Annotated in this window: 12 protein-coding genes; 6 read left to right on the forward strand and 6 right to left on the reverse strand. The window is 68.7% G+C overall.

Annotated features, from left to right (window positions below):
* The first annotated feature begins 128 nt into the window (after positions 1-128).
* The 6 genes from OG870_RS28045 (at position 129) to OG870_RS28070 (ending at position 11,313) form a co-directional block, all read left to right on the forward strand.
* On the forward strand, positions 129-1,037 hold the full coding sequence (locus OG870_RS28045) for a hypothetical protein (protein WP_266844361.1): 909 nt from the start codon (positions 129-131) through the stop codon (positions 1,035-1,037).
* 28 nt (positions 1,038-1,065) lie between these two features.
* Positions 1,066-1,893, forward strand: a complete 828-nt coding sequence (locus OG870_RS28050; protein WP_266589378.1) for an LppX_LprAFG lipoprotein — start codon at positions 1,066-1,068, stop codon at positions 1,891-1,893.
* Between the two features lie 283 nt (positions 1,894-2,176).
* Positions 2,177-2,707 carry a 50S ribosomal protein L10 gene (rplJ, locus tag OG870_RS28055; RefSeq protein WP_266519626.1) on the forward strand — a complete coding sequence of 177 codons (531 nt, stop codon included), beginning with the start codon at positions 2,177-2,179 and terminating at the stop codon, positions 2,705-2,707.
* A gap of 123 nt (positions 2,708-2,830) precedes the next feature.
* The gene (gene rplL, locus OG870_RS28060) at positions 2,831-3,214 is read left to right on the forward strand and encodes a 50S ribosomal protein L7/L12 (RefSeq protein WP_266520563.1); all 384 of its coding nucleotides are present in this window, start codon (positions 2,831-2,833) and stop codon (positions 3,212-3,214) included.
* A gap of 613 nt (positions 3,215-3,827) precedes the next feature.
* Entirely contained in the window at positions 3,828-7,313 is a 3,486-nt protein-coding gene (gene rpoB, locus OG870_RS28065; protein WP_266519628.1) for a DNA-directed RNA polymerase subunit beta, read from the forward strand.
* Between the two features lie 100 nt (positions 7,314-7,413).
* Positions 7,414-11,313 carry a DNA-directed RNA polymerase subunit beta' gene (locus tag OG870_RS28070; RefSeq protein WP_266519630.1) on the forward strand — a complete coding sequence of 1,300 codons (3,900 nt, stop codon included), beginning with the start codon at positions 7,414-7,416 and terminating at the stop codon, positions 11,311-11,313.
* Positions 11,314-11,398: 85 nt separating this feature from the next.
* On the opposite strand, the gene OG870_RS28075 is transcribed toward OG870_RS28070, so the two are convergent.
* From OG870_RS28075 to OG870_RS28100, 6 genes are all read right to left on the reverse strand, one after another.
* Positions 11,399-12,592: a M48 family metalloprotease gene (locus OG870_RS28075; RefSeq protein ID WP_327691673.1), complete on the reverse strand. Its 1,194-nt coding sequence runs from the start codon at positions 12,590-12,592 to the stop codon at positions 11,399-11,401.
* Between the two features lie 45 nt (positions 12,593-12,637).
* Entirely contained in the window at positions 12,638-13,207 is a 570-nt protein-coding gene (locus OG870_RS28080; protein WP_266589383.1) for a Pycsar system effector family protein, read from the reverse strand.
* On the reverse strand, positions 13,204-14,769 hold the full coding sequence (locus tag OG870_RS28085) for a hypothetical protein (RefSeq protein ID WP_266844356.1): 1,566 nt from the start codon (positions 14,767-14,769) through the stop codon (positions 13,204-13,206). Before OG870_RS28085 ends, OG870_RS28080 begins: the two co-directional genes overlap by 4 nt.
* Before the next feature lie 29 nt (positions 14,770-14,798).
* A complete protein-coding gene (locus OG870_RS28090) occupies positions 14,799-17,009 on the reverse strand; it encodes a hypothetical protein (RefSeq protein ID WP_266589387.1) in 2,211 nt (736 codons plus the stop codon).
* Complete coding sequence (locus OG870_RS28095) at positions 17,006-17,836, reverse strand: hypothetical protein (protein WP_266519641.1); 831 nt, start codon at positions 17,834-17,836, stop codon at positions 17,006-17,008. Before OG870_RS28095 ends, OG870_RS28090 begins: the two co-directional genes overlap by 4 nt.
* A gap of 126 nt (positions 17,837-17,962) precedes the next feature.
* Positions 17,963-18,712, reverse strand: coding sequence for a Crp/Fnr family transcriptional regulator (locus tag OG870_RS28100; protein ID WP_266520565.1), 750 nt, complete (start codon positions 18,710-18,712; stop codon positions 17,963-17,965).
* Between the last annotated feature and the right edge of the window lie 41 nt (positions 18,713-18,753).

Here is an 18,753-nt window from a genome sequence, read left to right on the forward strand (position 1 = left end):
CGCGCGTACGCGTTCTTGCACGCGAGCCCCGCAACCTTTCGAGGTGCGGGGCTCGTCCCTTTCCCCGGACGTATGTCAGTGCCCTGCGTTAGCGTGCGGGCACAGCAATCGCATAGGGGTGGGGACCAATGAAGAGCACGACCGTGCGCCGCGTGAGCCTGTCGATCGCGGTACTGACCGTGCTGTCGGCCGTGGCCGCCTGCAGCTCCTCGGACTCGGGCAAGGACGGCAAGGACGACAAGACAGCCGGGAAGGCCGTGACGCACCTCAGCCCCATAGCGGCTCTGCGCACCGCCGAGAAGTCCACCGACAGCGCAGACTCCGCCAGGGTCGAGTCCACGACCACCATGGGCTCCCTGATGTCCATGACGGCCGACGGCGCCCTCGGCTGGGCCGACGGCCTCACCGGCAACCTCACCATCACCTACACCGGCGGCACCATGGCCGACACCATGCGCGGCCTCGGCACCACGTCGATGGAGGCCCGCTACCTGCCCGACGCGTACTACGCGAAGATGGGCGAGAAGTTCGCCGAGCAGGCGGGCGGCAAACACTGGATCCGGTACGGCTACGCCGACCTGGCCGCACTCGGCGGCAGCTCCGGCGCCTACCTCAAGGACCAGATGCAGAACACGACGCCCAACCAGTCTGTGAAGCTCCTGCTGGCCTCCGGGGACGTCAAGAAGGCCGGCACCGAGAAGGTGCGCGGCGTGAACACCACGCACTACTCGGGCACGGTGGACGTGGCCGACCTCGCCGGCAAGAACTCCAACCTCACCGCGAGCCAACTCGCCGGCCTGAAGAAGCAGCTCACCCAGGCCGGCGTCACCACGGAGACCGTCGACATCTGGGTCGACGGCCAGGACCTCCTGGTCAAGAAGACGGAGAAGGGCCGGATGACGGCCGGCGAGTACACCCAGACCGCGTACTACAGCGACTACGGCGTGAAGGTCTCCGCCACCGAGCCCGCGGCGAGCGACACCGAGGACTTCAAGGCTCTGCTGAAGAAGCAGGGCGGGACCGGAACGACGTCCTGACACCATGAGATCTCTTGTACGTGCACACATGCCGCGCCGTGCGGCGGGAGCGGCGGGCGCTGCCCTGCTCCTCGCCGCCGGAGCGGTCGGCTGCGGGAGCGGCGTGGGCGGTTCGGCGGGGGCCTCGGCCTCGTCGGCGGCCCAGGCCGTCGCACGGGCCGCGAAGAAAACAGAGGGCGTCACGTCCCTGCACTACCGGCTCAGCGGCCGGATACCGGAGCAGGGGCGGGTCGAGGCCGAGGCATCGGTCGGCACCAGGCCGGCGGTGGCGCGTCTGACGATGTCCACCCTGGGCGGCGATGACCCAACCGTCGCCGAACTGCGGCTGGTCGACGGGGTGTTGTACCAGAGTCAGACCGAGAACGGCGTGGCCCAGCAGGTACACGGCAGACACTGGGCCGGCTTCGGCCGCTCCGCCGAGTTCACCGCGGCCGGCGGTCTGCGGATGGACGTGGGCGGCCTACGCGAACAGGTCGGACGCAACCCGGCCCGGGACGCCGCCCTCCTGGCCGCCTCCGACGACGTGCGGCGGGCAGGCACGGAGACCGTCGACGGCGTCACCACCACGCACTACACGGGGACGGCCGGCCTGGACGACCTCCGCGCCTCCCTGAAGGGCGAGGAGAAGAGGGGCCTCGACCAGTACGACAGGATGGGCGTCGACGAGCTCACCCTGGACGTGTGGATCGACGGTCACGACCGCGTCAGGCGACTCCGCACCCAGGGCTTCGGCACCCACGGTGAGCTCGATCTCACCGTCACCTTCCTCGACTTCGGCAAGTCGGTGACGGTCCGGGCACCTGCCCGCGACGACACCGTGGACCTGAGCAAGCCGCGGAAGGAGACCCGCGGCTGAGCCCCGTACGGGCGGATTTGCTTGACGGCGATCCGTTCGCGTACTCTCCTTGAGAAGCCAAAGACCGCTGGTCGTTGCCGTGCGCTCCTGGAGGGTGCGGTGGCCGAAGGATCCGCTGAACCGCGGACGACCCGCGCAGGTGATCGTGGAATCGCTCCCGACAGTTCGCTGCTCACGCCGCGCACAATCGGTTGAGCTACGCCCCGAGCGCTTGCGCCGGGGCGTTTCGTTTTCCCCAGCCCCTTCCGAGCGGTCGTCATCACCCGGAAGGAGGCCGACGCTCATGGCAAGGCCCGACAAGGCTGCCGCGGTGGCCGAGCTCGCGGAGCAGTTCCGCAGCTCGAACGCCGCCGTGCTGACCGAGTACCGGGGTCTCACCGTGGCGCAGCTCAAGACGCTGCGCCGTTCGCTCGGTGAGAACGCCCAGTACGCCGTGGTGAAGAACACGCTGACCAAGATTGCGGCCAACGAGGCCGGGATCTCGACGCTCGACGACCTGTTCAACGGTCCGACGGCGGTCGCCTTCGTCACCGGTGACCCGGTGGAGTCGGCGAAGGGTCTTCGTGACTTTGCCAAGGACAACCCGAACCTCGTCATCAAGGGCGGTGTCCTTGACGGCAAGGCGCTGTCCGCCGACGAGATCAAGAAGCTTGCGGACCTTGAGTCCCGCGAGGTTCTGCTCGCCAAGCTGGCGGGCGCCTTCAAGGGCAAGCAGACCCAGGCTGCTCAGGTCTTCCAGGCGCTCCCGTCGAAGTTCGTCCGCACCGCGGAGGCGCTTCGTGCCAAGCAGGCCGAGCAGGGCGGTGCCGAGTAATTCGGCTCGCGAAATGACCGCCGCCTGAGGCTCTCCGCCTGAGGCAGAGGTCGTAGCGGGCCGAACGTACGCCCGCCATACATGTACATCCCGGCACCAGCCGAAATTAGTGGAAGGAAAGCCATCGTGGCTCTCACCCAGGACGAACTGCTCGCCGAGTTCGAGGGCATGACCCTCATCCAGCTCTCCGAGTTCGTGAAGGCGTTCGAGGAGAAGTTCGACGTCACCGCCGCCGCCGCGGTTGCCGTCGCCGGTCCGGCCGGTCCGGCCGCCCCCGCCGAGGCCGCTGAGGAGCAGGACGAGTTCGACGTCATCCTCACGGGTGCCGGCGAGAAGAAGATCCAGGTCATCAAGGTCGTGCGTGAGCTGACCTCCCTGGGTCTCAAGGAGGCCAAGGACCTCGTGGACGGCGCCCCCAAGCCCGTTCTCGAGAAGGTCGCCAAGGACGCCGCCGAGAAGGCCGCCGAGTCCCTCAAGGGCGCCGGCGCCTCCGTCGAGGTCAAGTGACCCCACGGAGTCCCGTAGGGGCTCCCTTGCCGGCTGACACAGCTCCTCGCAGAGGGCTGTAACGCTGACGCACTGAAGAGCGATCATCCATCCGGGTGGTCGCTCTTCGGCGTTCCGGGAGACCGTGTGGCGGCTGCCTTGCACCGGGTCCGCGGAGAGTATGGTGATCTTCGTTGTGCCTCCGAGAGGCCCCGGTGCAGGCTGCAAGTGACGATGGCAGCACCCGGTTTGGGCAAGAGGGGCCTTGACGAACCGCACGCAGCGCGCAATTCTCAGGACGCGTCGTCACAAGGATCCGAATCCGAGGCATGGATCGACGACGAAGAGGGCAGTATCAACGTGCATTGAGGGCGTGGGCTTGCAGCAGGTGTGGAGACAACGACGGTCTCAAAAAATCGGGGCTGGACATCAGTGTGCCGAGTGGCTACACTGACCCTTTGCGCTGCCTGTTAGCTGTCCCCTGCCCGTCACCAGGGGCATGCCCTCGCTTGAGCACCGACGATCAGAACGTCCCCGACCTGGCCTTTCGGCCAAATCGGGGAGTGCTGTCTCTGTGTGCAGGAGAGGGACCGGTACGCGCGTAGTGAGTCCGAGCCCTCGGAAGGACCCCCTCTTGGCCGCCTCGCGCACTGCCTCGACCGCGAATACGAACAACGGCGCCAGCACCGCCCCGCTGCGCATCTCCTTTGCAAAGATCAAGGAGCCCCTCGAGGTTCCCAACCTGCTCGCGCTGCAGACCGAAAGCTTTGACTGGCTGCTCGGGAACACCGCCTGGCAGAGTCGGGTCGAGGCGGCTATCGAGTCCGGTCAGGATGTCCCCACCAAGTCCGGTCTGGAGGAGATCTTCGAGGAGATCTCTCCGATCGAGGACTTTTCCGGGTCGATGTCGCTGACGTTCCGCGACCACCGTTTCGAGCCGCCGAAGAACAGCATCGACGAGTGCAAGGAGCGCGACTTCACGTACGCCGCTCCGCTCTTCGTGACGGCTGAGTTCACCAACAACGAGACCGGCGAGATCAAGTCCCAGACGGTCTTCATGGGCGACTTCCCGCTCATGACCCACAAGGGCACCTTCGTCATCAATGGCACCGAGCGTGTCGTCGTGTCGCAGCTGGTCCGCTCGCCGGGCGTCTACTTCGACTCCTCGATCGACAAGACGTCCGACAAGGACATCTTCTCGGCCAAGATCATCCCGTCCCGGGGTGCCTGGCTGGAGATGGAGATCGACAAGCGCGACATGGTCGGTGTCCGCATCGACCGCAAGCGCAAGCAGTCCGTGACCGTTCTGCTCAAGGCTCTCGGTTGGACGACCGAGCAGATCCTGGAGGAGTTCGGCGAGTACGAGTCCATGCGCGCCACCCTGGAGAAGGACCACACCCAGGGCCAGGACGACGCACTGCTCGACATCTACCGCAAGCTGCGTCCGGGCGAGCCGCCCACGCGTGAGGCCGCGCAGACGCTTCTGGAGAACCTGTACTTCAACCCGAAGCGCTACGACCTCGCCAAGGTAGGCCGCTACAAGGTCAACAAGAAGCTGGGTGCGGAGGCTCCGCTCGACGCGGGCATCCTGACCGTCGAGGACGTCATCTCGACGATCAAGTACCTGGTGAAGCTGCACGCCGGCGAGACCGAGACGGCGGCGGACAACGGTCAGACGATCGTTGTCGAGACCGACGACATCGACCACTTCGGCAACCGTCGTCTGCGCAGCGTCGGCGAGCTCATCCAGAACCAGGTCCGTACGGGTCTGGCTCGTATGGAGCGCGTCGTCCGTGAGCGCATGACGACCCAGGACGTCGAGGCGATCACGCCGCAGACCCTGATCAACATCCGGCCGGTCGTCGCCTCCATCAAGGAGTTCTTCGGCACCAGCCAGCTGTCGCAGTTCATGGACCAGAACAACCCGCTGTCGGGTCTCACCCACAAGCGTCGTCTGTCGGCGCTCGGCCCGGGTGGTCTCTCCCGTGAGCGGGCCGGCTTCGAGGTCCGTGACGTGCACCCGTCCCACTACGGCCGCATGTGTCCGATCGAGACCCCCGAAGGCCCGAACATCGGTCTGATCGGCTCGCTCGCCTCCTACGGCCGCGTCAACGCGTTCGGTTTCGTGGAGACGCCGTACCGCCGGGTCACCGACGGTGTCGTCACCGACGAGGTCGACTACCTGACGGCCGACGAAGAGGACCGGTTCGTCATCGCGCAGGCCAACGCCACGCTCGACGACGACCTGCGTTTCACCGAGAACCGCGTCCTGGTCCGCCGTCGTGGCGGCGAGGTCGACTACGTCGCCGGTGACGACGTGGACTACATGGACGTCTCGCCGCGCCAGATGGTGTCGGTCGCGACCGCCATGATCCCGTTCCTCGAGCACGACGACGCCAACCGTGCCCTCATGGGCGCGAACATGATGCGTCAGGCCGTGCCGCTCATCAAGTCCGAGGCCCCGCTCGTCGGTACCGGCATGGAGTACCGCTCCGCCGTCGACGCCGGTGACGTGGTCAAGGCCGAGAAGGACGGTGTGGTCCAGGAGGTCTCCGCGGACTACATCACCACGGCCAACGACGACGGCACGTACATCACGTACCGCCTGGCCAAGTTCTCCCGGTCCAACCAGGGCACCTCGGTCAACCAGAAGGTCATCGTCAACGAGGGCGACCGGATCATCACGGGCCAGGTGCTCGCCGACGGTCCGGCCACCGAGAACGGCGAGATGGCTCTCGGTAAGAACCTGCTCGTGGCGTTCATGCCGTGGGAGGGTCACAACTACGAGGACGCGATCATCCTGTCGCAGCGCCTCGTGCAGGACGACGTCCTCTCCTCGATCCACATCGAGGAGCATGAGGTCGACGCCCGTGACACCAAGCTCGGCCCGGAGGAGATCACCCGGGACATCCCGAACGTCTCCGAGGAGGTCCTCGCCGACCTCGACGAGCGCGGCATCATCCGTATCGGTGCCGAGGTCGTCGCCGGTGACATCCTCGTCGGCAAGGTCACGCCCAAGGGTGAGACCGAGCTGACCCCGGAGGAGCGCCTGCTGCGCGCGATCTTCGGTGAGAAGGCCCGTGAGGTCCGTGACACCTCGCTGAAGGTGCCGCACGGCGAGATCGGCAAGGTCATCGGCGTCCGCGTCTTCGACCGTGAAGAGGGCGACGAGCTGCCGCCGGGCGTGAACCAGCTGGTTCGTGTCTACGTGGCGCAGAAGCGCAAGATCACGGACGGTGACAAGCTCGCCGGCCGACACGGCAACAAGGGTGTCATCTCGAAGATCCTGCCGATCGAGGACATGCCGTTCCTGGAGGACGGCACCCCGGTCGACATCATCCTCAACCCGCTCGGTGTGCCGTCCCGAATGAACCCGGGACAGGTCCTGGAGATCCACCTCGGCTGGCTCGCCAGCCGCGGCTGGGACGTCTCCGGCCTCGCGGACGACTGGGCGCAGCGCCTCCAGGCCATCGCGGCCGACAAGGTCGAGCCCGGCACGAACGTCGCCACCCCCGTCTTCGACGGTGCGCGTGAGGACGAGCTGGCCGGTCTGCTGAACCACACGATCCCGAACCGCGACGGAGAGCGCATGGTGCTCCCGACCGGTAAGGCGCCGCTGTTCGACGGCCGCTCGGGTGAGCCGTTCCCGGAGCCGATCTCGGTCGGCTACATGTACATCCTGAAGCTCCACCACCTGGTCGACGACAAGCTGCACGCCCGCTCGACCGGTCCGTACTCGATGATCACCCAGCAGCCGCTGGGTGGTAAGGCCCAGTTCGGTGGCCAGCGGTTCGGCGAGATGGAGGTGTGGGCGCTGGAGGCATACGGCGCCGCGTACGCCCTCCAGGAGCTGCTGACCATCAAGTCCGACGACGTCACCGGCCGCGTGAAGGTCTACGAGGCCATCGTCAAGGGCGAGAACATCCCCGAGCCCGGCATCCCCGAGTCCTTCAAGGTGCTCATCAAGGAGATGCAGTCGCTCTGCCTGAACGTGGAGGTGCTGTCCAGCGACGGTATGTCCATCGAAATGCGTGACACCGACGAGGATGTCTTCCGCGCTGCGGAGGAGCTCGGCATCGACCTGTCCCGGCGCGAGCCGAGCAGCGTCGAAGAGGTCTGACGGGAGTCCGGCCGGAGGACCTGGTGAGGAACTCCGGCCGGCCCCTGGACCCCCGTATCAGACCCCACAGACTTACAACCCTGAGAGGGATTGACGCATAGTGCTCGACGTCAACTTCTTCGACGAGCTCCGGATCGGTCTGGCCACCGCTGACGACATCCGTCAGTGGAGCCACGGCGAGGTCAAGAAGCCCGAGACGATCAACTACCGCACGCTCAAGCCCGAAAAGGACGGACTCTTCTGCGAGAAGATCTTCGGTCCGACCCGGGACTGGGAGTGCTACTGCGGCAAGTACAAGCGTGTCCGGTTCAAGGGCATCATCTGTGAGCGCTGCGGCGTCGAGGTCACTCGCGCCAAGGTGCGTCGTGAGCGGATGGGCCACATCGAGCTGGCCGCTCCCGTCACGCACATCTGGTACTTCAAGGGTGTTCCTTCGCGCCTCGGCTACCTGCTGGACCTGGCGCCCAAGGACCTCGAGAAGGTCATCTACTTCGCGGCGTACATGATCACGTACGTCGACGACGAGCGTCGTACCCGCGACCTGCCCTCCCTGGAGGCGCACGTCTCCGTGGAGCGCCAGCAGGTCGAGAACCGCCGGGACGCCGACCTGGAGACCCGCGCCAAGAAGCTCGAGTCCGACCTGGCCGAGCTCGAGGCCGAGGGTGCCAAGGCCGACGTGCGCCGCAAGGTGCGCGAAGGTGCCGAGCGTGAGATGAAGCAGCTGCGCGACCGTGCGCAGCGCGAGATCGACCGTCTCGACGAGGTGTGGACCCGGTTCAAGAACCTCAAGGTCCAGGACCTCGAAGGTGACGAGCTGCTGTACCGCGAGCTGCGTGACCGCTTCGGCACGTACTTCGACGGTTCGATGGGTGCCGCGGCGCTGCAGAAGCGCCTGGAGTCCTTCGACCTCGATGAAGAGGCCGAGCGGCTTCGCGAGATCATCCGTACCGGCAAGGGCCAGAAGAAGACCCGTGCGCTGAAGCGGCTGAAGGTCGTGTCTGCCTTCCTGCAGACCTCCAACAGCCCCAAGGGCATGGTCCTCGACTGCGTCCCGGTCATCCCGCCGGACCTTCGCCCGATGGTGCAGCTGGACGGTGGCCGCTTCGCGACCTCCGACCTGAACGACCTGTACCGCCGTGTGATCAACCGCAACAACCGACTGAAGCGCCTTCTCGACCTCGGTGCGCCCGAGATCATCGTGAACAACGAGAAGCGCATGCTCCAGGAGGCCGTCGACGCGCTGTTCGACAACGGTCGTCGTGGTCGCCCGGTCACCGGTCCCGGTAACCGCCCGCTGAAGTCCCTCAGCGACATGCTGAAGGGCAAGCAGGGTCGATTCCGTCAGAACCTGCTCGGCAAGCGTGTGGACTACTCCGCGCGTTCCGTGATCGTCGTCGGTCCGCAGCTGAAGCTGCACCAGTGCGGTCTGCCGAAGGCGATGGCGCTGGAGCTCTTCAAGCCGTTCGTGATGAAGCGCCTGGTCGACCTGAACCACGCGCAGAACATCAAGAGCGCCAAGCGCATGGTGGAGCGCGGCCGCACGGTCGTGTACGACGTCCTCGAAGAGGTCATCGCCGAGCACCCGGTTCTGCTGAACCGTGCTCCCACCCTGCACCGCCTCGGCATCCAGGCCTTCGAGCCGCAGCTGGTCGAGGGCAAGGCCATCCAGATCCACCCGCTCGTCTGCACCGCGTTCAACGCGGACTTCGACGGTGACCAGATGGCCGTCCACCTGCCGCTCTCCGCGGAGGCGCAGGCCGAGGCCCGCATCCTGATGCTGTCCTCGAACAACATCCTCAAGCCCGCCGACGGTCGTCCGGTGACGATGCCGACCCAGGACATGGTCCTCGGTCTGTTCTTCCTCACCACCGACGGTGAGCTGCGCGACACCAAGGGCGAGGGCCGCGCGTTCGGCTCCACGGCCGAGGCGACGATGGCGTTCGACGCCGGCGAGCTCGCGCTGCAGTCGGCCGTGGACATCCGCTTCCCGGTGGGCACCTTCCCGCCGCGCGGCTGGATGCCCCCGGCGCAGGAGGAGGGCGAGCCGGAGTGGCAGCAGGGGGACACGTTCCGCCTGCGCACCACCCTGGGCCGCGCGCTCTTCAACGAACTGCTGCCCGAGGACTACCCGTTCGTCGACTACTCGGTGGGCAAGAAGCAGCTCGGCGAGATCGTCAACGACCTGGCGGAGCGCTACCCCAAGGTCATCGTGGCGGCGACGCTCGACAACCTGAAGGCGGCCGGCTTCTACTGGGGCACCCGCTCCGGTGTCACCGTGGCCATCTCCGACGTCGTCGTCCCCGAGGCCAAGAAGGCCATCGTCGCGGGCTACGAGGCGCAGGACGAGAAGGTCCAGAAGCAGTACGAGCGCGGTCTGATCACCAAGGAAGAGCGCACTCAGGAGCTCATCGCGATCTGGACCAAGGCGACCAACGAGGTCGCCGAGGCGATGAACGAGAACTTCCCCAAGACGAACCCCATCTTCATGATGGTTGACTCGGGTGCCCGAGGAAACATGATGCAGATGCGGCAGATCGCCGGTATGCGTGGTCTGGTGTCGAACGCGAAGAACGAGACCATCCCGCGTCCGATCAAGGCGTCCTTCCGTGAGGGCCTGTCCGTGCTGGAGTACTTCATCTCCACGCACGGTGCCCGTAAGGGTCTGGCGGACACCGCCCTGCGTACCGCCGACTCGGGTTACCTGACCCGTCGTCTGGTGGACGTCTCGCAGGACGTCATCATCCGCGAGGAGGACTGCGGCACCGAGCGCGGTCTGAAGCTGCGGATCGCCTCGAAGAACGCCGCGGGTGTCCTGGTCAAGGCGGAGGACGTCGAGACCAGCGTCTACGCCCGCATGCTCGCCGAGGACGTCGTCATCGACGGCAAGGTGATCGCGCCGGCCAACGTGGACCTCGGCGACGTGCTCATCGACCAGCTGGTGCACCACGGTGTCGAGGAGGTCAAGACCCGTTCGATCCTGACCTGCGAGTCCCAGGTCGGCACCTGCGCCATGTGCTACGGCCGCTCGCTGGCCACCGGCAAGCTGGTCGACATCGGTGAGGCGGTCGGCATCATCGCCGCCCAGTCCATCGGTGAGCCCGGTACCCAGCTGACGATGCGTACCTTCCACACCGGTGGTGTGGCCGGTGACGACATCACCCAGGGTCTGCCCCGTGTCGTCGAGCTCTTCGAGGCTCGTACGCCGAAGGGTGTCGCCCCGATCTCCGAGGCCTCCGGCCGCGTGCGGATCGAGGAGACCGAGAAGACCAAGAAGCTCGTCGTCACCCCGGACGACGGCAGCGACGAGACGGCGTTCCCGATCTCGAAGCGTGCCCGTCTCCTGGTCAGCGAGGGCGAGCACGTCGAGGTGGGCCAGAAGCTCACCGTGGGTGCCACCAACCCGCACGACGTGCTGCGCATCCTGGGTCAGCGTGCCGTCCAGGTCCACCTGGTCGGCGAGGTCCAGAAGGTCTACAACTCGCAGGGTGTGTCGATCCACGACAAGCACATCGAGATCATCATCCGGCAGATGCTGCGCCGTGTGACGATCATCGAGTCGGGCGACGCCGAGCTGCTGCCCGGCGAGCTGGTCGAGCGCTCGAAGTTCGAGGTCGAGAACCGTCGTGTGGTCCAGGAAGGTGGCCACCCGGCCTCCGGCCGTCCGCAGCTGATGGGTATCACCAAGGCCTCGCTGGCGACGGAGTCCTGGCTGTCGGCCGCCTCCTTCCAGGAGACGACCCGAGTTCTGACGGACGCGGCGATCAACGCCAAGTCCGACAGCCTCATCGGCCTCAAGGAGAACGTCATCATCGGTAAGCTCATCCCGGCCGGTACGGGCCTGTCCCGCTACCGCAACATCCGGGTCGAGCCGACCGAGGAGGCCAAGGCCGCGATGTACTCGGCCGTCGGCTACGACGACATCGACTACTCGCCGTTCGGCACTGGCTCCGGCCAGGCCGTGCCGCTGGAGGACTACGACTACGGTCCGTACAACCAGTAAGGCGTTGGTCTGAAGCGCTGAAACGCTGAAGCACTGAAGGGCGGTCACCTCACGGGGTGGCCGCCCTTCGGCGTGTGCGGGGGCGTCAGCGCGGCGGTTGCAGATACGGCTGCAGGTGGTGCAGGCGCGTGTGGTAGTCCGGGTGCGAGGAGAGCAGTTTGCTGAGCGCGCCCTCCTCGAGCCGCACACCGCCGTTCGCCGCGGTGAGCGCGGCCTGGGCGTGCTGCTCCTGCCGGTGCAGTTTGTCGAGTACGGCGGCCAGCATCGGGGCGAAGCCCAGCGCGGCCGCGTGTTGGTCCGCCCGCAGCTCGGAACGTCGGCCGACTGCGGCGAGGGCGTACGGCACGGCCAGGACGAGCAGGGGGAGTCCGTACAGTGTGCTGATCGTCGCCAGAGCGATGCTTCCGATGACCAGTGCCACCACGGCGGTACCGATGCAGCCGAACGCGCTCGACACCTTGAACACGAAGCCCGAGAACGCCTTCAGGACGCGCCACGCGATCCGGCCGGGCAGCGCGTACCAGTAGCCGAGAAGCCCGGACCAGGCGTGGCCGCCGACGTGGTGGCCCAGCTCGTGCGCCATGACGGCGGCGAGTTCGCCGTTGGGCAGCTCGTTCATGGCGAAGCGGGTGACGCCGACGATGTGGCCCGCCGCGGCGACCGCGTTCAGGCCGTCGCTGTCCTCAACCCACAGCTCGTAGTTGCGGCCCTCCACGCCGGCGCGGGCCGTGACCTCGCGCCAGACCGGTTCGAGTTTGGCCCGTTCTTGCGGAGTGGGGTGGCGCAAACGGAGCAGACGGCGCGCGATGGCGCTTTCGGTGGGGCGGTGGAACACGAGGGCGCCGCTGGCGAGCCAGGCCAGCACCACGACGATGCCGAAGCCGCCGAAGAAGAGCGAGACGAGGCCGACGACGAACAGGCTGCACAGGAAGTTCGGCAGGTGGAGCAGCAGGCTGCCGACGGTGGTGGCGTCGGTGCGGCGCTGATCGCGGCGGATGTGGACGCGGCCGTGGTCGGTGCTGATGTGGTGCGCGTGGGTGGAGGGAGCAGGAGGTGTGGGCGGTATGGATGGTGTGAGCGGTGGAGTGGGTGCGGCAGGGGGTGTCTGCGGATACTGCGGGGGCAGGGTGGCCTGCGGGTACGGTGGCGGCGTCTGAGCGGTGGGGTACTGCGGTGCCTGCGGGTACTGAGGAGGCTCGGCCGGCGGGTACTGCGGCGGTGACGACGACTGGGACGGATGCGTCGGGTACTGGGGATACTCCGGAGGTTGCTGGGTCACGGCGGTTCCTAGTGGTTGCTTCAGTTGGGGACGCTGTGCGGCGGCTCAGCCGATGAGCAGGGACGCGGGCAGCAGGACCGTGCCGAGGCAGAAGGCGATCAGGCCGGCCCGGATGCACTGGTGCTTGCGGGCGGCGAGGCGGCTGGACTCGGTGAGGGCCACGGTCAGACCGGCGACGGGATTCTGTTCCGTGTCGGCGAGAGCGGACTCCAAGTGGCCGTGCCGGACCGCCTGTTGGATGTCGCCGAAGTACGTCAGCGGCTGCCCCGGCCGCCACGATCCGGAGCGGTAACGCGGGAGTACGGCCAGCAGCATGGCGAAGAGGGAGACGGCGAGGGACAGCGTCCCGGACCACCACAGTGCCGTGCCCGCGCCGGACAGCGTTGCCGGGGTCCAGCTCCGTCCGGCGAGCAGTCCGCTGAACACGCCGGCCGTCAGGCCGAGTGCGGCCACCAGCACGGAGGCCTTGCTGTCGGCGCGCGCGATCTCGATGCGCAGGTCGGTGAGGAGTCGCTCGCAGAGCCGTATGCGCTCCGCGGAGCCGACGGGCTGGGGGGTGCCGACGGCGGGTGCGGGTGCGGGTGCCGGTGCGGGCGCCGGGTCGGTGGTCGTCATGTGTCGCTTGCCTCTTGGGAGTTGTTCGAGTCGTCCGAGTCGGACTGAGGACGCTGGTCGGACGGATGGCCGGGCTCGGGCGGTGGCGCCTGCGCGGGCAGGGTCGGGGTGCTGCCGTAGCCGGGCGGCGGCTGCCAGGCCGGAGTCTGCTCAGGAGCCGGCGGCGGGGCGGGAGCGCCGGGGTGGGAGCCGGGGAGCGTGAGCGGAGGGGCGTACGGCGTGGGCGGGGGAGCGTAGGGCGTGGACGGTTGCCAGGCGGGCCGGCCGGGCAGAGGGGGGCCGGGGGCGGCAGCGGCGGGATGCTGAGCGGGGGGTGCCGGGGGTGCCGGGGGGCCCGGAGGCGCTGGTGGCTGAGCGGGCACCTGCGCCGAGGCCCGCGGAAGAGGCGCCTGGCCGCCCGGAGCCTGGCTGCCCGGGCCCTGGTGGTCCGGCGTGTCGGGGTACCCCGGTCCGTCGCCCTGCGGCGCGATCAGCGGCGGTGTCTGGGGGACCCCGGGAAGGCGCTGGTTCAGGATGTCGCTGACCGTGCGCAGGGCGAGTTGCTTCGGGCCCTCCAGTTCGTAGCTCTCGGCCGTGTCGCCGCTGAGGAGTTGGCCCACCAGGTCCATCTGGGCCTGGATCATGCGGAGTTGGTCCTCGCGCATGCTGGTCATCACCAGCCGGGAGTCCTCGGGGTGCTGGGCGAGATGCATGGCCCAGGCCTGGACGCCGCCCTGCGACAGATGCCACTGGAAGAACTCGATCTTCTTCGCCTCGATGCGCTGCAGCTCCAGCATCTGCTCCCCCTGCTGCAGAGCCAGTTCGTGCTGCCATCGCTGCTGCTGGAGGATCAGCTCCTGCTGCTGGCGGCCGTAGTCCGTGGCCCGTCCGATCTGCAGGTGGTCCTGCTGCCGGTTGCGGCGGTCCACCTCGACGTCGATCTCCATGCCCCGCTCGGCCGCACGGATCTGCTCGGCGGCGGAGTGGTCGATGGCCTGGAGCCGCCGCTGGTGGTCGATGTTCTCCTGGTCGCGCCGCAGCCGCAGGGTCCACGTCACCTGCAGCCCCGCCGGCGCCCCGAGCGGCCCCAGCACCGTGACCGCCTGCAGCAGTTCGCGCTCGGCGTCCGCGCTGTCGGCGATGGCGAAGCGCCGGGTGACCGGCCGGGCCGCCCGCTGCAGCTCGCCCAGCACCAGACCCGGCACGTCCCGGTGACCACTGGCCACGAACCGGGCGGGGTCCAGGACCTGCCAGGACAGTTCGACCGCGGCCGTGAACTCGAACGCGTCGTTGTCGCTGGGCAGGGCGAGCTCGGCGGAGAACGGGTGCACGCCCATGTCCACCTCGTACACGGCCGTGTACCGATTCGCCGCTATCTCGCTGCGCGTGGGGCGGCGGGGCGGCAGATACGGGTCGTAGCCACCCTTCGGGGTGGAGAAGACCAGGGCGTGGTCGATGCGGATCAGCGACTTGAGGTTGAGGTCGAAGCGGCCCAACTGGCGCACGGTGAGCACGGGATCGACCAGTTCGGTGTGCCGGTCCGCCTGCTGCTGCCACTCGGGCGGGCGGTGGAAAGAGGGCATGGTGCGTTTCTCCTCGGTGACGTGACTGGTCAGCGGTTCGGCAGGACGGCCAGCAGGCGGGCGGTCACCTTGGGCGCGGCACTGCCGTCCTCGCCGGGCATGGTCCGCAGGAGATGGCTCAGCCGGTCGTGCTCGGCAGGCGTGGTGACGAGCCGGGGCAGCAGGGCTGCCAGCGCCCACTCGGTGGCCGTGGAGCGGTCGGCGATCAGCACCCAGTCGCTCAGGACCTTGAGCGCCTCCTGGGTGGTCCGCGGCTCGGCGAGCGCCGCCCCCCACAGGGTGGGGATGCCGTGGGCGGGCTCTCCGCCCTCGTGGGCGGTTCGGGCGTACCAGTCCAGGACCAGCGGGGTGCCGTACCGCTCGCCGTCCTGGGTGCGGCGGCAGGCGCCCACGAAGCCGCCGAGCGTCAGGTCGTGCACGGCACGGTCGTCGTCGAGGTGCTCGCGCAGCCCGGCCAGGACCCGGTCACCGGCGGGGGAGAGCAGCAACAGCTCGACGGCTTCGGCGAGTTCGCGTGCCATCTCGCCGTCCACGTCGTCGGGATTGTCCTCGTGGAACCTGCGTACGGCCTTGCGCAGCGCGGCGAGGGCCTGGTCAGGCCGTTCCGGGCCGATCAGCCCGTACGCCCTTACGGCCACCCAGCGCAGCCGTGCGTCCTCGCCCTCGCACCAATCGTCGAGGATGCGCGGGATATAGGGCGTGCCGATGAGGTGGGCGAGCGTGAGCGCGTTGACGGCGACCAGCCGCTGCCGGTACCGCTTCGAGATGCACCAGGGCTCGATGACCAGCGCCATCGCCGAGGGCAGGTCGGTGCGGGCGAGGACCGCGACGGTGGACGCGGCGCGGGTGCGGACCAGGGGACGGCCGTCGTCGGCGAGCCGGCGCAGCCAGCCGATCAGCGCGGGGCGGGCGGAGGGGTGGCCGAGCCACACCTCGCGCAGCAGCACGAGGGAGACCCGCTCGTCGAGGAACCTGGCCTTCTGCTGGGGGACCGGTCCCCACTCGGTGTGCTCGTCCTCCTCGAACCTCTCCGCACGGGCCAGTTGGAGGCGCTTGCCGATGTGCGTGCCGAAGACGGGGACCTCCGGGACCTGGGACCGGTTCCAGGTCTCCTGGAGCAAGCGGTAGAGCAGGTCGCTGACCTCGGCTGTGAGGGCGTACGGGCCACCGTCGAAGGCGGCGAGGGCCACCAGGAACGCCTTGTCCCGCAGGTGGATCGAGGCCTCGTCCTCCTCGAACCACTCCTGGACCTGGTTCTCCAGCGAGACGAGCGAGAACTGCGCGACCGCGTCCGCGCCGACCTCGCCGGCCGCGTGCCGGGCGAGCAACTGGGCGAAGGCGGCGACCTCGCGCAACTGGTGACGGCGGTCCAGGAACCCGGTGACGTCCGGGAGTTGGAGCAGCTTGGCGGCGGTCTCGGCATCGGAGCGGGTGCGCAGATGGGCGGCCAGGACGTCGGAAGGGGCGGGCGGGCTCCAGGCCGCGGTGAACGCCACGTCCTCCAGTACGGCGGTGTCGTCGACGGTGACGATCAGGTACCCGTGCTCGCCGAGCCGGTCGCGGGCCGCCAGCAGGTGTGGCTCGCGCAGCGGGCGGTCGCGGCGGGTGGCCAGGTCGCACAGGACGTATCCGCGCGACGGATCCTCGTCGGGTTGTGCGGCGGCGACCTGGTCGGCGAGGGCGCTCGGGCCCGTGTCGCGGTCCAGGGTGCGCACCGAGGAGACGCCGAGGCGGTGCAGGAGCATCAGCGCGGCCGTGCGGCGGCCGGTGAAGCGGGCACCGGAGAGGATGAGGACGTGGTCGTGGCGCAGCCGGTCGAGCAGGCTCGCCACGATTTCCTCGTCGGCGGTGAAGTGCTCGTCCAGGTGGTCCAGGGTCGTCCGGGGGACCTCGCCGGACGCGGACGCCGACGATCCGAACCCGGGTATGGAGAAGTGGTAGACCTCTGTCTTGGTGCCCATGATCACGTCGCCGCTGACCTGGTTGCCGGTGACGTTGTTCTGGTCGCCGCTCACCGTGCCGCCGCCGAAGCGCGCCCGGGCGCCGATGCTCATGCTCCGCGGGCTGTGGTCGACCAGGTCCCGCCGGGCCGACCAGGCCTTCTGCGGCTGGTCGTGCTCCGCGGACTCCTCGTCCGCGCCCTCTCTTCGGGCCTCGTCCTTCGCGTCGGAGTCGGCGGGGCGCTGGTCCGGCGCGGGGTCGGCCGCCCCCGCGCCGGGCTGCTGCTCGGGTGTGCTCACGAGCCCTCCCCGCGCTTGTTGCCGCCCCCGATGGTGAAGTCGCCGCCGATCTGGTTGCCGGTGACGTTGTTCTGGTCGCCGCTCACCGTGCCGCCGCCGATGGTTACGGCGCCGTTGAAGACGGGGCCCGGCGCCGGGGCTCCCCGGTCCGGCGCCGGGCCGCCCTGCTGGGGGACCCGCGGCGTCGGGCGGTCCCCCGAACCGCCCGACGCCTCCCCCGCCCCCGTGTCACCGTGGTCCTCGTGCGCCGCACCGCCCGGCACCGGGCCGTGCAGCCAGGCCTTCAGCGGCCCGTTCTTGCTGTCCACCGTCACCGCGTGGAACTCCGCCTTCGGGATCCCCGTGTGGTCGTGCCGTACGACCCCGGCGTACAGGGGGTCCGCGACGCAGAGCGCGAAGTCGTCGGTCCGCTCGCGCAGGGCGGCGCGCAGGATCTGGGCGTCCAGCAGCCGGCAGGCGTGGTTGAGGTCGGAGCCGACCCAGCCGTCGTGCTCGTCCACGGCGACCCAGCCGGTGGCGACGACGCCGCGCAGCCGGATCTGCGCGGAGCTGGAGGCCATCCTGTTGACCGCCCGCAGCTGCGCCGGCACCTGGGTGAGCAGGCTGCGCAGCAAGGCCGTGACCGGGGCGCTCGCGTCGATGAGCTCCATCACCGAGTCCCCGCGGTCGGCCCGCAACCGCAGCGTCTCGTCGATGCCGGCGGCCGCGAGCGTGCGGTCGGTGATGTCGTAGAGCATGCGCCGCAGATACGCCTGCTCCACGTCGTCCCGGTCGCTGTACCTCTCGATGTCCAGCAACAGGATCGTGCGGCTCACGGGGTTGTTCATGGTCGCCTCTCCGGGGGTGTGCGGTGCAGGGCAGCAGCCTGGCGCTCGCGTGACCCGGGTGGTGAGGACGTATGACCCACTCGTTGTGTGACCGTTTTTACACAGCGGCATCCGGGGAGGATGAGGTCACTCCTCGCTCCCCTGCGGTGAGGGGATGCCCGACGCCGGCCCGGCCGCCGCGATCCGCCGCAGCACGTCCGGCCGCCGTATCAGCAGCGCACGGCGGCCCGTGACCACCGCCTCCTTGTCGCGCAGTTCCCGCAGCAGGCGCTGCACCATCTCCCGGGAGGCACCGACCGAACCCGCCAGCTCCTGCTTGCTCAGGGGTACGGCGAGTTCGATGCCCTCCTCCGTGCGGCGGCCGTGGGTGCGGGCCAGGTCCAGCAGGAGGACGGCGAAACGCTCCCGCACGCTCATCGACGCGAACTCCAGCCGGCGCCGGTCTGCCGCCCTCGTGCGGTCCGCGGTCAGACCGAGAAGGGCGAAGGACACTGCGGGGGACCGGCTCAGGAAGTCCTTGAAGCGCTCGTGCTCCACGGCCACGGACCGCACCGGCTCCAGCGCGGTCACGGTCGCCGACCGTGGCCGCCCGGTGAGCGCCGCGGACTCTCCGACGATGTCACCGGGCCCGCGCAGTGCGAGCAGCGCCTCGTAGCCGTTGGCCGCGGAGGCCGTGACCTTGGTCCAGCCCTGCACCAGGAAGATGACGTGCGAGGACGGCTCGTGCTGGTGGATGAGGACCGTGCGCGCCGTGTAGTCCAGCTGCCGGCCGAGCGCCAGCAGCGCCGAGCGGTCCACGCTCTCCAGCCGCGCCAGAAAGGGCACCCGGTCGTCCAGGCCCCCGTCGTCCGTTGAGTACACCGCCGTCCACGTCACGGCCACCCCCCGATTCCCCTCGCAGCGGACAGATCAAGGTA

Origin of the sequence: Streptomyces sp. NBC_00461, assembly GCF_036013935.1 — a bacterium.
GTDB lineage: Bacteria > Actinomycetota > Actinomycetes > Streptomycetales > Streptomycetaceae > Streptomyces.

What these genes read in the sequence shown, in the direction of transcription:
- OG870_RS28045 (WP_266844361.1), top strand. Translation starts at nt 129, where the DNA reads ATGAAGAGCACGACCGTGCGCCGCGTGAGCCTGTCGATCGCGGTACTG.
- OG870_RS28050 (WP_266589378.1), top strand. Translation starts at nt 1,066, where the DNA reads ATGCCGCGCCGTGCGGCGGGAGCGGCGGGCGCTGCCCTGCTCCTCGCC.
- rplJ (WP_266519626.1), top strand. Translation starts at nt 2,177, where the DNA reads ATGGCAAGGCCCGACAAGGCTGCCGCGGTGGCCGAGCTCGCGGAGCAG.
- OG870_RS28080 (WP_266589383.1), bottom strand. Translation starts at nt 13,207, where the DNA reads ATGACGACCACCGACCCGGCGCCCGCACCGGCACCCGCACCCGCACCC.
- OG870_RS28085 (WP_266844356.1), bottom strand. Translation starts at nt 14,769, where the DNA reads ATGCCCTCTTTCCACCGCCCGCCCGAGTGGCAGCAGCAGGCGGACCGG.
- OG870_RS28095 (WP_266519641.1), bottom strand. Translation starts at nt 17,836, where the DNA reads ATGAACAACCCCGTGAGCCGCACGATCCTGTTGCTGGACATCGAGAGG.